The 13124-nt window shown below is 76.0% G+C and carries 14 protein-coding genes; 8 read left to right on the forward strand and 6 right to left on the reverse strand.

What is annotated here, in order from left to right; all coding sequences use genetic code 11:
* The first annotated feature begins 44 nt into the window (after window positions 1-44).
* Genes LN037_RS07670 through LN037_RS07680 form a run of 3 tightly spaced genes read left to right on the forward strand, consistent with a single transcriptional unit; the run spans window position 45 to window position 4235 of the window.
* A complete protein-coding gene (locus LN037_RS07670) occupies window positions 45-371 on the forward strand; it encodes a DUF3817 domain-containing protein (protein WP_230751356.1) in 327 nt (108 codons plus the stop codon).
* Between the two features lie 55 nt (window positions 372-426).
* Entirely contained in the window at window positions 427-3522 is a 3096-nt protein-coding gene (locus LN037_RS07675; RefSeq protein WP_230751357.1) for an adenylate/guanylate cyclase domain-containing protein, read from the forward strand.
* Window positions 3516-4235: a maleylpyruvate isomerase family mycothiol-dependent enzyme gene (locus LN037_RS07680; RefSeq protein WP_230751358.1), complete on the forward strand. Its 720-nt coding sequence runs from the start codon at window positions 3516-3518 to the stop codon at window positions 4233-4235. The genes LN037_RS07675 and LN037_RS07680 overlap by 7 nt, the downstream gene beginning before the upstream one ends.
* A 15-nt stretch (window positions 4236-4250) precedes the next feature.
* Here LN037_RS07680 and LN037_RS07685 read toward each other — a convergent pair whose 3' ends face one another.
* Both LN037_RS07685 and LN037_RS07690 read right to left on the reverse strand, forming a co-directional pair.
* Window positions 4251-5078 (reverse strand): hypothetical protein, encoded by an 828-nt coding sequence (locus LN037_RS07685; protein ID WP_230751359.1) that lies wholly within the window; start codon window positions 5076-5078, stop codon window positions 4251-4253.
* Window positions 5079-5261: 183 nt separating this feature from the next.
* Window positions 5262-5909 (reverse strand): Crp/Fnr family transcriptional regulator, encoded by a 648-nt coding sequence (locus LN037_RS07690; protein WP_230751360.1) that lies wholly within the window; start codon window positions 5907-5909, stop codon window positions 5262-5264.
* A gap of 37 nt (window positions 5910-5946) precedes the next feature.
* Here LN037_RS07690 and LN037_RS07695 point away from each other — a divergent pair, with 37 nt between their 5' ends.
* Window positions 5947-6969 carry a tryptophan--tRNA ligase gene (locus LN037_RS07695; protein WP_230751361.1) on the forward strand — a complete coding sequence of 341 codons (1023 nt, stop codon included), beginning with the start codon at window positions 5947-5949 and terminating at the stop codon, window positions 6967-6969.
* Window positions 6970-7117: 148 nt separating this feature from the next.
* Here the strand turns inward: LN037_RS07695 and LN037_RS07700 are convergent, their stop codons facing one another.
* Both LN037_RS07700 and LN037_RS07705 read right to left on the reverse strand, forming a co-directional pair.
* On the reverse strand, window positions 7118-7399 hold the full coding sequence (locus LN037_RS07700) for a hypothetical protein (RefSeq protein WP_230751362.1): 282 nt from the start codon (window positions 7397-7399) through the stop codon (window positions 7118-7120).
* 240 nt (window positions 7400-7639) lie between these two features.
* A complete protein-coding gene (locus tag LN037_RS07705; RefSeq protein ID WP_230751363.1) occupies window positions 7640-8080 on the reverse strand; it encodes an HIT family protein in 441 nt (146 codons plus the stop codon).
* A 42-nt stretch (window positions 8081-8122) separates the two neighbouring features.
* On the opposite strand from LN037_RS07705, the gene LN037_RS07710 reads away from it, so the two are divergent.
* The 4 genes from LN037_RS07710 to LN037_RS33465 all read left to right on the forward strand — a co-directional run bounded on the left by LN037_RS07710 (window position 8123) and on the right by LN037_RS33465 (window position 11864).
* On the forward strand, window positions 8123-8854 hold the full coding sequence (locus tag LN037_RS07710; RefSeq protein ID WP_230751364.1) for a type 1 glutamine amidotransferase: 732 nt from the start codon (window positions 8123-8125) through the stop codon (window positions 8852-8854).
* A complete protein-coding gene (locus tag LN037_RS07715; RefSeq protein ID WP_230751365.1) occupies window positions 8851-9753 on the forward strand; it encodes a TIGR03854 family LLM class F420-dependent oxidoreductase in 903 nt (300 codons plus the stop codon). The genes LN037_RS07710 and LN037_RS07715 overlap by 4 nt, the downstream gene beginning before the upstream one ends.
* A gap of 65 nt (window positions 9754-9818) precedes the next feature.
* Complete coding sequence (locus LN037_RS33460; protein WP_308286118.1) at window positions 9819-11042, forward strand: glycosyltransferase family 39 protein; 1224 nt, start codon at window positions 9819-9821, stop codon at window positions 11040-11042.
* Between the two features lie 39 nt (window positions 11043-11081).
* Window positions 11082-11864: a mannosyltransferase YkcB-related protein gene (locus tag LN037_RS33465; protein ID WP_230751367.1), complete on the forward strand. Its 783-nt coding sequence runs from the start codon at window positions 11082-11084 to the stop codon at window positions 11862-11864.
* Between the two features lie 14 nt (window positions 11865-11878).
* On the opposite strand, the gene LN037_RS07740 is transcribed toward LN037_RS33465, so the two are convergent.
* Both LN037_RS07740 and LN037_RS07745 read right to left on the reverse strand, forming a co-directional pair.
* A complete protein-coding gene (locus tag LN037_RS07740) occupies window positions 11879-12289 on the reverse strand; it encodes a pyridoxamine 5'-phosphate oxidase family protein (RefSeq protein ID WP_230751368.1) in 411 nt (136 codons plus the stop codon).
* 7 nt (window positions 12290-12296) lie between these two features.
* Window positions 12297-13121 carry an SDR family NAD(P)-dependent oxidoreductase gene (locus LN037_RS07745; RefSeq protein WP_230751369.1) on the reverse strand — a complete coding sequence of 275 codons (825 nt, stop codon included), beginning with the start codon at window positions 13119-13121 and terminating at the stop codon, window positions 12297-12299.
* Window positions 13122-13124: the final 3 nt, after the last annotated feature.

Below are 13124 nucleotides of genomic sequence, written 5' to 3' on the forward strand. Positions count from 1 at the left end.
CCTTCACACCGGCACCGACCCGACGTCGGGAAGGATGCGGCCCCGTGACCCGTACGACCACGTCGACCCGTCCGTTCCTGGCCACGCTCTTCCGCGCCGTCGCGATCGCCGAGGCCTGCTCGTGGACGGGCCTGCTGATCGGGATGGTGTTCAAGTACCTCGTCGTGTTCGACGACCTCGGCGTGACGATCTTCGGACCGATCCACGGGGCGCTGTTCGTCGCCTACGTGGTCGTCACGCTGCTCGCGGCCCGGACCTTCCGGTGGCGGTGGAGCACGACGGTCCTCGGCCTCGCGGCGAGCATCCCGCCGCTGACCACGCTGTGGTTCGAACGCTCCGTGTACCGGCGCGGCCTGCTCGCCGCGGCGTGAGTGGTCCGACCGAGGGACGATGCGCGGCGAGATCCCGCCGTGTTGAATGTGGAGCGTGACGACCGCGCGCCTCCCGGAACGGCGCCTCGTCCACGTCCTCTTCGTCGACCTCGTCGGGTTCACGAGCCTGGTGGAGGAGCTGGACGCCGAGGACGTCGCGGTGCTGCAGGACCACTACTTCGCGCAGGTCGCGGGTCTGGTGGCCGCCGCGGGCGGACAGGTCGAGAAGTACATCGGGGACGCGGTGCTGGCCACGTTCGGCCTGCCGGTCCTCGGTCCCGACGACGCCGTCGGCGCGGTCCGCGCGGGGCTCGCGATCATCGACTCCCTGGCCGGCGTCGAGTCCGGGCTCGGCCTGCCGTCCGGCACGCTGGCCGCGCGGGTCGGGGTGCACACCGGCGAGGTGGTGGTCACCTGGGGCGCGGACGGGTCCTGGCGGCTCTCCGGCGACGTCGTGAACACCGCCGCGCGGCTGCAGGCGGCCGCGGAGCCGGGCACCGTGGTCGTCGGGCCGGAGACCGCCCTCGCGGTCGGGACGGTCGTCGCGCTGGAGGCGCTGGGCGAGGTCGCGCTCAAGGGCAAGGCGGAGCGGGTGGCCGCGTACCGGGTCCTCGGACGGCGGGTCGCGGCCGATCCCGACCGGGACCGCCTCCGTGGCCGCGACGCCGACCTCGCCCGCCTGCGGTCCGCCCACCGGGCGGCGCGCGGCGCGGAACGCCTGACCGTGCTCGCCCCGCCCGGGGTCGGCCGGACGCGGCTCGTCGAGGAGTTCCGGGCCCGGACCCCCGGCCCGGTCCTGCTCGCGCGGGTCCGGCGCGAGGAGCCCGTCTACGCGCCGGTCGCCGCCCTGCTCACCGCGGCGGGCGTGACGCCCGAGGGGGTCGCCGCCCGTCTCGCCCGCCACGGCCACACCGGGACCCGGGCCGAGGTCTCCGCGCGGCACACGGGCGCGCTGCTGCGCGGGGAGCCGCTCTCCGGTGACCCGCAGGAGCTGTGGGCGTCGTGGACCGCGGTGCTCGACGCGGAGGGCGACCCGGGCGGCCCGACCCCGGTGTGGGTGCTCGACGACGTGCACCTGGCCGGCCCCGACCTGCTCGCCTTCCTCGACCACGCCACGGCCGCGCCGCACCGCGCGACCCGCCTCGTCGTCACCACCGCCCGGCCCGGCGCCACGGCACCCGCCGGCGCGGTGCTCGTCCTGGACCCCCTGTCCGACGAGGAGATCACGGCGCTGGTCACCGACCGCGCGCCCGACCTCGCCGCACCCGTCGTCGAGCAGGTGCGCCGCGCCGCGGGCGGGAACCCGCTGTTCGTCGTGGAGCTGCTGCGGGCGTGGGAGCAGGCGGGCCGCGCGGGCGACCCGGTGGTGCCGAGCACCGTCCGGGCGATCTACCTCGGCCAGCTCGACGCGCTGCCGCAGCCGTCGCGGACGCTGCTCGGGCAGGGGTCGGTCGCCGGACGCACGCTGCCCGCGTCCGCCCTGCCCGACCTCGGCGTCACCGAGCCCGCCGTCCCCCTCGCCGAGCTCACCGGCACCGGCCTGCTGACCGGCCCGCACGCGGGCGTCATGGACCCGTCGTCGTACACCTACCGGCACCGGCTGCTCCGGGACACCGCCTACGCGACCCTCCCCCGCGCGCGTCGCGCGGAGCTGCACGAGCGGTTCGCGGCGTGGCTGGACCGGCGCGGCGGGCGGGTCGAGCTCGTCGGACGCCACCTCGCCGACGCCTACGCCGAGGCCCCCGCCCTCGGCGGCCGGCTCGACCGGGGCGCGCTGGCCGGGCGCGCCGCGGACGCGCTGAGCGCCGCGGGCGAGGCCGCGCTGGAGACCGAGCCGTTGCACGCGGCCGAGCTGTTCGCCCGCGCGTCCGACCTCGGGGTCGCCGCGGGTGCACGCCCCGAGGACCAGGCCCGACGATGCCTGCGTCGCGCCGAGGCGCTGCGTCGGGCGGGCCGCCTGCCCGCGGCCATGACGGCGTTCGCAGCCGTGACCGACGCCGACGCCCCCGGTCGGTACGCCACCCGGGCCGCGGCCGCGCTCGGCTACGAGGACGCCCTGTTCGACAGCCGGCTCCCGCGCGCGGAGTGGGGCACCCGCGCGTTCGCCCTGCTCGACGAGGCCCTCGCGCTCACCCCGGACGGCGAGCCCGGGCTGCGGGCCCGCCTGCTGGCGGCCGCGGCCCGCGCCCACGGGTACGGCGGCGACGTCCCGACGGCGGGTGCGCTCGGCGACGAGGCGGTCGCGCTCGCCCGGCAGGCCGACGACCCGGGCGCGCTCGCCTACGCCCTGCTGGCCCGCCGTCCGACCCTCGCGGCGCCGGTCGCGCTGCAGGCCCGGCTGGCGTCGGACTCGGAACTGCTCGCAGCCGCCCGCGCCGCCGGCGACGGCGAGCGGGAGTTCGAGGCGCTGCGCCTGCGGATGGTCGACCTGCTCGAGCTCGGCGCGACGACGGAGGCGGCCGCGCTGGTCGAGGAGGCCTCCGCGCTCGCGGTCCGGCTCGGCCGGCCGCTGCACCTCTGGTACCCGGCCATGTGGCGGGCGACGATGCTGCTCCACCACGGCCCGCTCGACGCCGCCGCCGAGGCCGTCGAGCACTTCCGCGTCGAGGGCGAGCGCTGGCACTACGGCGACGCCGGCCAGGTCCACTCGGTCCAGCTCCTCACGCTGCACACCGCCCGCGGCACGCCCGAGCTGGCGCTCCCGACGCTGCGCCGGGTCGCGGAGACCGTGGGCGGGCGCACCTGGGTGCACGTCGCGGTGGCGGCGGCCCGCGCGGGCCGGCTCGACGAGGCCGCGGCGCTGCTGCGGTGGTGTTCCGCCGACGACTTCGCGGTGCTCGGCGACGACGCCGCCCGGGCCTTCGTCCTCGCGGAGTGCGCGGAGACCGCCGCGCTCGTCGGGGACGCCGGCGCCGGGGCCCGCCTGGGTGAGCTCCTCGCGCCGTGGGCCGGACTGGTCGTGGTCGTCGGGTCCGGGGCGCTGTGCCTCGGCGCGGTCGACCACTTCCGCGGCCTCGCCGCGCGCGCCGCCGGACGGGACCCCGGGCCGCTGCTGCGGGCCGCGCTCGCCCTCAACGAGACGACCGGCGCGACTCGCGCCGCCGACGCGACCCGCGCCGAGCTCCGTCAGGAAGGACGCACCGCATGCTGACCGACGTGCAGGCCCGCGAGGCGGTCGCCCGCTGCTGGGGCGCCGTGCTGGAGGCCCTTCCCGACGCCGGGTGGGACCGGCCGACGCGGTGCGCCGGGTGGTCGCTGCTCGACCTGGCGCGCCACGGCGCGTGGGGCACGTCGATGGAGGCGGACGCGCTGCGGCGCTCCCGGCTCGGCGAGGCGGGCAGCGGGGAGGGGTCGGAGCCGGCCGGGGACGGGCCGGAGGTGCTGGCGGCGCTGCGGTCGTCGGTGGCCGCGCTCGTGGCGGAGCTCGACCGCGCGGCGGAGCTCGGCGCCACCGTCGAGATTCCCTTCGGCGCGATCCCGGCGCCGTTCGCACTGCAGGTGTTCACGATGGAGGCCGGCGTGCACGCGGACGACGCGCTCACCGCGGTCGGGCGGGACGAGCCGCTCGGCGCGGACGTCGTCACGGCGACCTCGGTCGTGCTCGCGGCCGTGCTCCCGGCGCTCGCCGTTGAGGTGCCCGCCGCCGGGACCGTGGTGGGGCTGACCGGGCCGACCGTCGACCTGCGGTTCGGCGTGGTCGACGGGGTGTGGCAGGCGGTGGACGGCACACCGACGGCGTCGGTGCGGGGCTCGTCGGACACGGCGGTGCTCCGGTTCACGCTGGGCCGGACGGGCGCGGACGACCCGGCGCTGACCGTCGACGAGGGGGCGCGGGCGTTCAAGGCGTGGTTCCCGGGGCCCTAGAGGTGCGTTGCGCCGTCAGTACCGGTCGGAGTCCTGACCCGGGAGCGTGCTCACGGGGCGCAGCCACCTCCGGGCCCGCCACTCGCTGCGGTGGGCGAGCATGACCGCGCCGGGACGCATGCGGCCGAACTCGCGCTGGATCGCGGCGATGCGGTCGAGGACCGGACCGCGGCCGGACGCGGTGGTCGCGTAGGGCCGCGTCGTGGCGAGGTGGGTGACCCCGGCGCGGACGAGCGCGGCCTCGAGGAAGGCGGCGGACGGGCAGGAGGCGCCGGGGACGACGACCTCGATCGTCGCGATCCCGTCGCACCGGGTGGTGAGGTGCGGGGCGACGGCCGGCGACGCGGGGACGGTCAGCGCGACCGGTCCGTGCGCGAGGCGCTCGTCGAGGGACGCGAGGAACTCCTCCGGCGACGGGTGCAGCGCCTCGGCGTCGACGAGCTCCATCAGCCGGGCCCGTGTCGTGAGCAGCGCCGGCCGCCAGGACGCGGGGCGGCCGAGGCCCCGGCGCACGGCGGCGACCACCTCGGCGTCGGGGTGGAAGCTCAGCGCGTAGCCGGCCCCGGAGCCGTGGAAGACGGGCGTGCCGAAGGCGACGGCGGTGGCGGCGAGCGACCGGTCGGCGGTGTCGCCGAGCGAGAGCCGGTGGGAGGACCAGTCGGTGCGCCAGAAGCGGTCGAGCTCGGCCCGCTCGTCCGCGGAGAGCCGCCGGGAGAACACCGCCTCGGCCAGGGCGTGCGCGTCCATCGGCTGCTCCTGCGGGGCGCGGGGGGCGGTGCGCGTCCGGCGGGGCGTCGTCATGAGGCCGGTGGCCGAGTAGATCGGGTCCGTGGTGACGGGCATCGCCGGGGCCTCCTGGGGTGGTCGGTCGCGCTGAGGAGGACCCTGCCCGCCGCGCGGTGATCCGTCCGTCCACCCGGTGACGATCGTTGTGTCAGGGATCCGACACAGCGCCGACGGTGCCGCCTTTCCTGGCACTGGGTGCAAGCAGTGACGCATTGCTCGCACCGGGAGGTGCACCCGCCGTCAGGAACCCGCCCGCTCCAGCCCCGCCGGGTCCAGCACCGCCACACGCCCGCGGCGCAGCTCCAGCAGCCCCTCGGCCGCGACCGTGCGCAGCACCTTGTTCACCGTCGCGCGGCTGGCGCCCGCCAGCGACGCCAGTTCCTCCTGGGTGAGCGGGATGAGGGTGGGCGTGGACTCCCCGCGGTACTGCCGCTCGAGGTCGGTGAGCCGGCGCAGCACGCGGGTCTCGACCGGCAGGTGCAGCGCCTCGACGAGCAGGCCCGACAGGCGGCGCACCTGCCCGGCCAACGTCTGCAGCACGAAGGCGTCGGCGCCGGCGTTCGTCCTCCGCAGCCGGTGGAAGGTGTCCGCGCCGAACGACCACGCCTCGGTCGCCTCCAGCGCCAGGACCGACGCGGACCGGCGCGCACCCGAGTCGATCAGGGCCAGCTCCCCCACCGTCTCCCCCGGCCCGACGACGGCGAACGTCACCGTGTCGCCCATCGGGGTCGCGGCCCGCACGGCGACGCGACCGGAGTCGATGAGCAGGAACGTGTCGGCCGGATCGCCCTCGTGGAAGACGACCTCACGCGGGGAGAAACGCCGTCGCCGCCCGCTGGCGAGCACCTGACGACGGTCCTCGGCCGACATGTCCGCGAGCAGCTCCACGCCGCGGAACCCTAGTGGGCCCCCAGGGATAGGGTCGGTGATCGTGACCGCGCGGAAGACCTCCCTGACCGGCATCAAGCCGACCGGCGAGCCCCACCTGGGCAACCTGATCGGGGCCATCGAGCCGGCCATCGAGATGGCGGCGGGCGACTACGAGTCGCTCTACTTCATCGCCGACTACCACGCGCTCACCACGGCCCGGGACCCCGAGCAGCTCGCGCACTGGACGCGGTCGGTGGCCGCCACGTGGCTCGCCGCGGGCCTCGACCCGCAGCGCACGGTGTTCTACCGGCAGTCCGACGTCCCGGAGACCTTCGAGCTGAGCTGGGTCTTCTCCTGCATCACCGGCAAGGGACTGATGAACCGGGCGCACGCCTACAAGGCGGCGCGGGACGCGAACGTCGCGGCGGGCGACGACCCCGACGCGGGGGTCAACATGGGCCTCTACAACTACCCGATCCTCATGGCCGTCGACATCCTGATCATGGAGGCGCACCTGGTGCCGGTCGGGCGCGACCAGCAGCAGCACGTGGAGATCGCCGCCGACATCGCCGGCAGCTACAACCACCTCTACGGCGACCGCGGCTACCGCTTCCCGGTGCCCGAGGCCGTGATCCCGCCCGAGACGACCGGCCACACGCTGCCGGGGCTCGACGGCCGCAAGATGTCGAAGTCCTACGACAACTACATCCCGCTGTTCCTGGCGGCGCCGAAGCTGCGCAAGCTGGTGCGGCGGATCCCGACCGACTCGACGCCGGTCGAGGACCCCAAGGACCCGGACTCGTCGGCCGTCTTCCAGATCCTCGCGCAGTTCGCGCCGGACGACGTGGTCGCCGACACCCGCGCCCGGCTCGAGGCCGGCGGCGTCGGCTGGGGCGAGCTGAAGAACCAGCTCGCCGACGTGCTCGAGGAGCGCCTCGCGCCCATGCGCGAGCGCTACGAGGCGCTGATGGAGCCGGGCAGCGAGCTCGACGACGCCCTCGCCCAAGGTGGTGCGATCGCCCGCGAGCGGGCGGCTCGCGTGCTGCGCTCGGTGCGCCACGCCGTCGGGATCAGCTAGCGGGTTCGCGACGGCGGGTCGTCGCCCGACTCGCGTGGGACGCGGTACCGGTGCCGCCGGTATCGGTTCCCCGACGTGTCCTGCGACGGCCCGCGACGGGCCGTGTGCGTCTCGATCGCCGATGGTGACCCGAGGCCCCCGGAGGTGCTCAGCGGACCGACGGGACCTCGTTCATGCCCGAGTCGACGTCCCGCGGCCGGCGCGGGGCGGGCACGTCGTCGATCAGGGAGGCCGGCGTGTCCGGCACGTGCGGGATCTCGGCGAGCCACATCGCCAGCGGTCCCCGCAGGTCCCGGTCGCGGCCCTGCTCGGCGAGGTCGCCGTCGACGGCGGCACCGCGGCGCAGCAACGCCCCCAGGCCGAGGGCGGCCAGGACCGAGACGGCGCACCACACTCCGACGAGAACGGCGACCCAGCTCAGGACCGTCATCTCCCACCTCCGTGCGTCGCCGGGCAGTCCGTCGCGGAGGGTGACCGACCGGTAGGTCGACCGTTCCCGTCCGCGCACCGTGACTATCGCAGCACAACCGGTGATGAGGGGCTCAAACCACTCGATCGGACGCACAACCTGAGACCGTCGGGCGCGTCGCACCGACCGCTCGGCTCCGTTCAGACCCACACGGGACGCCGGTCGGCGCCCGGTGTCGACCGACGAACGGATCAATCGGCCTCATCCGGTCTCACTCGGTGGGAGATCGCGCAGGGAGGCGCCGATGCGCTCCGCGACCGCCTCGGCCTCGTCCGTGTCCGGGTAGGGGTGACGGGGGCCGAGGAAGAACCGCAGCCCGTCCTTCGGGCGGCGCGGGATGACGTGCAGGTGCAGGTGCGGGACGGACTGGCTGATCACGTTGTTGACCAGCACGAGCGAACCGGGCGCGTCCATCGTCGTCTCCACCGCCCGCTCGAGGCGCTGGGCGAGGGCGAAGAAGCCCGGGACCTCGTCGGCGGGGAGCTCGGCGAGGGTCGTCACGTGCCGACGCGGCACCAGGAGGACGTGGCCGGGGAAGACCGGCTTCACGTCGAGGAAGGCGACGGTGTCCTCGTCGCGGTGGACCTCGTGGGCGGGGGCGTCGCCGGCCACGATCGCGCAGAAGGCACACGGTTTCGGCACCCGTCCAGGATGGTCACGGCCGCCGGGCGCGTTGCACCCGGTATGCCTGCCACTCCCCCGACCCTGCTCGTCATCGGTCACGACGCGTCCCCCGAGACCGTGCTGGTGCAGTCCGGCACCCTCGGGAGCTGGGCGCGCGAGCGGGGCGTCACGGTGATCCCGGCCGTGGCGGGGTCGGAGCTGCCCGACCCGTCCGAGGTCGACGCGGTCGCCGTGCTCGGGTCGGTGCAGGGCGCGTGGGACGACGCGGTCCCGTGGCTCGCGTCCGAGATCGACTACCTGCACCGCGTGCTCGCCGCGGACGTGCCGATCCTGGGCATCTGCTTCGGCGGCCAGCTCCTCGCCCGCGTGCTCGGGGGCAGCGCGAACCCGGCCGACGGCCGCCACGAGAACGGGTTCCGCACCATCACGACGTTCTGCGACGCCATCGACGACGGGCCGTGGATGGAGTTCCACTTCGACTCCTTCACCGCCCCGCCGACCGCCGAGGTCCTCGCCCGGTCCGAGCGCTGCGACCAGGCCTTCCGCCTCGGCGCCCACCTCGGCGTGCAGTTCCACCCGGAGATCACGCCCGAGGAGTTCGAGATCTGGGCCGGCCGCTGGACCGGCACCCCGCTCGAGGACCGCTTCGACGAGCTCGGCATCTCCACGGCGGGTCTGCGTGCCGAGGTCGCGGACCGCGCGGAGTCCTCGCGGGTGCGATCGTGGCGGTTGTTCGACGACTTCGGGGTGCGGGCGGGACTCGTCCCCACGGACCAGGAGGTTCACGCATGAGCGTCCGGCTCGGCATCGGAGCGGCCGTCACCGACGACGAGCCGGCGGTCGCCACCCGCGACCTCGTCGACGGGTGCGAGCGCCGCGGGATCGACTCGGTGTGGTTCCCCGACCGCGTCGCGGCCCCCGCGATCGAGCCCCTCATGGCGCTCGCCTGGGCCGCGGGGCGGACCGAGCACCTGAAGCTCGGCACCGGGGTCGTCGTGCTGCCGGGCCGCAACCCCGCCGTCGTCGCCCACCAGCTCGCCTCACTGGCCGCCCTCGCCCCGCGGCGGATCCTGCCGGTGTTCGGACTGCAGCCCGCGACGCCAGCCGAGCGGACGATGTACCCCGTCGACGGGAAGCGCGCCGCGGTGTTCGAGGAAGCGCTGACCGTGGTGCGCCGGCTCCTCACCGAGCCCGTCGTCACCCACCACGGCGACTTCTTCCACCTCGACGAGGCCGTGGTCGAGCCGCACCCCGTCAAGCCGCTCGACCTGTGGCTCGGCGGCCTCGTCCCCGACGCGCTGCGGCGGGTCGGGCGGCTCGCCGACGGCTGGCTCGCGTCGTTCGTGACGCCCGCCGAGGCCGGCGCCGCCCGCCGGGTCATCGCCGAGGCCGCCGACGCGGCCGGGCGCGCGGTGGAGGACGACCACTACGGCACGAACCTGCTCGTCCTCCCCGACGGGGCCACCGAGGACGAGCTCGCCCACGCCCGTGCCGTCACCGCCCGCCGTCGGCTCGACACGGAGGACCCCGGCAAGCTGGTCGCCGCCGACTGGACCGAGGCGCAGCGGCTGGTCGGCGAGTTCGTCGAGCACGGCATCACCAAGTTCGTGGTGCGCCCGGCCGTGGCCCCGCGGTCGTGGGACGGGTTCCTCGACGGGTTCGCCGCCGAACTCGCTCCCCTGCAGACCTGAGCCGCACAGCGCGGACCCAGGTCGGACATACGTCCTGAACACCCCGCGGACGCAGGCTCGTCGCCATGAGCCTGCTCGCCACCGATCCGCACGAACGGCACTCCCGCGCGCGGAGGACGAGTGAGAGCACCCGTCGCCGGGACGAGGGCCGGAGCGCACGGTGGTACCCGCTGCTCCTGACGGCGCTGCTGGTCGGCACGGCCGTGCTGTACCTGGTGGGGCTGTCGGCGAGCGGATGGGGCAACGCCTTCTACGCCGCAGCCGCGCAGGCCGGCGGGCAGAGCTGGACGGCCTGGTTCTTCGGCGCCTCGGACGCCCCGGCGTCGATCATGGTGGACAAGCCGCCGGCCTCGCTCTGGGTCATGGGGCTCTCGGTCCGGCTGTTCGGGCTGTCGTCGTGGTCGCTGCTGGTGCCGCAGGCGCTCCTGGGCGTCGCCGCGGTGGGCCTGCTGACGGCGGCCGTGCGCCGCTGGTCGGGCCCGGTCGCCGGACTCCTCGCGGGGTCGGCGTTCGCGCTCACGCCGGTCGCGGTGCTGATGTTCCGGTTCGACAACCCCGACGCCCTGCTCTGCCTGCTGCTCGTCGCCGCCGCCTGGGCCACGGTGCGGTCGGTGGACGCGGCCACGCTCCGGGGGTCCACCTGGTGGCTGGTGCTGGCGGCCGCCTGCGTCGGGACCGGCTTCCTGACGAAGTCGTTGCAGGCCTTCCTCGTCCTGCCCGCCCTGGTCACCGTGCACCTGGTGGCGGGGCCGGGGACGCTGCGGCGTCGGCTGCTCGCCCTGCTGCCCGCGACCGCCGCGCTGCTCGTCTCGGCCGGGTGGTGGGTCGCGGTGGTCGAGCTGTGGCCCGCCTCCGCCCGGCCCTACGTGGGCGGGTCGCAGGACGACAGCGTGCTGTCGCTGGCCTTCGGCTACAACGGCCTCGGCCGGCTCACCGGGGACGAGACCGGGCAGCTGGGCGGCGGCGGCGGTGGCGGGGGCGGGGGCGGGGGCGGTGGCGGGGGCGCGACCTCCACCGACTCGTGGTCGGCCCTGTTCACCGGGTCGATGGCGGACCAGGTGTCGTGGCTCCTGCCGCTCGCGCTGGTCCTCGGGGTGGCGCTGCTGGTGTGGGTCGGGCGTGCGGCACGCACCGACCGCCGTCGCGCCGCGGTGCTGCTCTGGGGCGGGTCGCTGCTGGTCACGGGCACGGTGTTCAGCCTGGCCGCAGGCATCATCCACCCCTACTACGCGGTGGCGCTCGCCCCGTGGATCGCGGCGCTGGCGGCGGTCGGGGTGGTCGAGGCGTGACGGCGGCGGGCCCGTCGGACGCTCGCCACGGCCGTCGCGGTGACCGCGGTGTGGTCGTGGGCCCTGCTCCGCGCCACGCCGACCTTCGTGCCCTGGCTGCGGGTCGTCGTGCTCGTGGCGGGCGCGCTCGCGGTCGTCGGGATCCTGCTCGCCGGGCGGGTCGGGCGGCGCTCGGTGACCCTCGGTGTCCTCACCGCGGCTCTCGTGGCGGGGCTCGGCGGCCCGGCCGCGTACGCCGGGGTCACGGCGGCCACCGCGCACACCGAGATCATCCCGACGGCGGGTCCCTCCTCCGGCTTCGGCGGGCCGGGGCAGGGCGGTCCGGGTCGGGGCGGTCCGGGGCAGGGCGGTCCGGGGCGTCCGCCGGGTGCCCCTCCCGGTGGCAGTACCGCGTCATCGCTGCCGGGCGGGGGCGGTGGCGGGCCCGGGCGCGGCGGGCCCGGCGGCGCCATGCAACTGCTGCGGGCCTCGGACCCGTCGGCGGAGCTGACCGCGTTCCTGCAGGCCGGATCGACGGGGTACACGTGGGTGGCGGCGACGGTCGGGTCGATGCCCGCCGCCGGCTACCAGCTCGCGAGCGGGTCGCCCGTGATGCCGCTCGGCGGCTTCAACGGCACCGACCCCTCCCCCACGCTCGCCGCCTTCCAGCAGCTCGTGGCCACCGGGCAGGTGCACTACTTCCTGGGCGAGGGCCTCACGTCGGTCCCCGACACGGGCGGCTCCGACGCCACCGTGCAGATCACGGCGTGGGTGACGGCGCACTACACGCCGACCACCCTGGGCGGCACCGTCGTGTACGACCTGACCCACCCGACGTCATGAACGCCGGCCCCGGGTCAGCGCGACCCCATGACCCGCGTCAGCGTGATCTCCAGGACCACGCGGCGTGGGTTCTCGCGGGGCGTGCGGTAGCGCGCGGCGTAGCGGGCCTCGGCGTCGGCGACCGACGCCGGGTCGTCGCGGACCACCGCGAGGCCCTCCAGGGTCGACCACCGGCCGCGGTCGACCTGGCTGACCGCCACCCGCGCGCCGCCGTCGCCGCCGAGGCGGACGTGCGCGGCCTTGCGGCTGGGCCCGGAGGTGATGATGCGGGCGGTCGCGGTGTCGAGGTCGAGCGTGCAGCCGACCGGGACCACGTGCGGGCTGCCGTCGCGGCGCAACGTGGTCAGCGTGCAGAGGTGGTACTCACGCCAGAACTCGGCGAACTCCTCGCCGCGGGCGTGCAGGTCGGCCGGGGTGACGCTCATGGGGAGATCATCCCCGGCCGCCGAACCAGTCCATCGCCTGGTGCACGACGGGCAGGAGGACGGTGCGCGGCGTCAGCCGCCCGGACAGGGCGCTCAGCTGGTTGACCAGCCCGGGGACGACGCTGCGGTGCCCGGCGGCCATGGCCGCCACGCCCGCCTCGGCGACGTCCGCGGCCTCGCCGACGGTGAAGCCGGGTGCGCGGTCGAACGCCTCGGTGCCGGCGGCGTCGGCGAAGCCGGTGCGGGTCAGGCCGGGGCTGAGCGTAGTCAGCGTGACCGCGGTGCCCGCCAGTTCGGTGTGCACCGCCTCGGAGAACGACTGCACGAACGCCTTGCTCGCCGCGTAGCTCGCGACGCCCGGCAGGGGCTGGAACGCGGTGATCGACGAGACGTTGAGGATCGCGGCGGACCGGCCGGTCGCCCGCGCCCGCGGGACGAAGGCCTGCACGGCGGCGACGGTGAGGTCGTGCAGGGCCAGCACGTTGACGCGGACCAGGCCGTCGAGCTCGGCGGGGTCCTGGTCGACGACGCGGCCGGTCGCCCCGAAGCCGGCGGCGTTGACGAGCCCGACGATGCGGTCGTCGCGCCGGAGGAGGTCGCGGACGCCCGCGCGGGCGTCGTCGTCGCCGAGGTCGGCGGCGTGGACCTCGCTGGGCAGCCCGCTGCGGTCGCGCAGCTCGTCGGCGAGCTCGGTCAGGGCGTCCTCACGCCGGGCGACCAGCAGCGTGGGATAGCCGCGGGTCGCGAGGGCGCGGGCCGTCTCGGCGCCGATCCCGGAGGAGGCACCGGTGACGAGGACGTGGGCGTCGGGTCCGGGAGGCGGCAGCGGCATCCC

Source organism: Actinomycetospora soli (assembly GCF_021026295.1).
In the GTDB taxonomy this organism is placed as follows: domain Bacteria; phylum Actinomycetota; class Actinomycetes; order Mycobacteriales; family Pseudonocardiaceae; genus Actinomycetospora; species Actinomycetospora soli.

Excerpts from the sequence above, each read along its gene's own strand:
- LN037_RS07740 (WP_230751368.1), bottom strand. The coding sequence starts at position 12,289 with ATGAGCGTCACCCCGGCCGACCTGCACGCCCGCGGCGAGGAGTTCGCC.
- LN037_RS07685 (WP_230751359.1), bottom strand. The coding sequence starts at position 5,078 with ATGCCCGTCACCACGGACCCGATCTACTCGGCCACCGGCCTCATGACG.
- LN037_RS33460 (WP_308286118.1), top strand. The coding sequence starts at position 9,819 with ATGAGCCTGCTCGCCACCGATCCGCACGAACGGCACTCCCGCGCGCGG.
- LN037_RS07680 (WP_230751358.1), top strand. The coding sequence starts at position 3,516 with ATGCTGACCGACGTGCAGGCCCGCGAGGCGGTCGCCCGCTGCTGGGGC.
- LN037_RS07700 (WP_230751362.1), bottom strand. The coding sequence starts at position 7,399 with ATGACGGTCCTGAGCTGGGTCGCCGTTCTCGTCGGAGTGTGGTGCGCC.
- LN037_RS07715 (WP_230751365.1), top strand. The coding sequence starts at position 8,851 with ATGAGCGTCCGGCTCGGCATCGGAGCGGCCGTCACCGACGACGAGCCG.
- LN037_RS07745 (WP_230751369.1), bottom strand. The coding sequence starts at position 13,121 with ATGCCGCTGCCGCCTCCCGGACCCGACGCCCACGTCCTCGTCACCGGT.
- LN037_RS07710 (WP_230751364.1), top strand. The coding sequence starts at position 8,123 with ATGCCTGCCACTCCCCCGACCCTGCTCGTCATCGGTCACGACGCGTCC.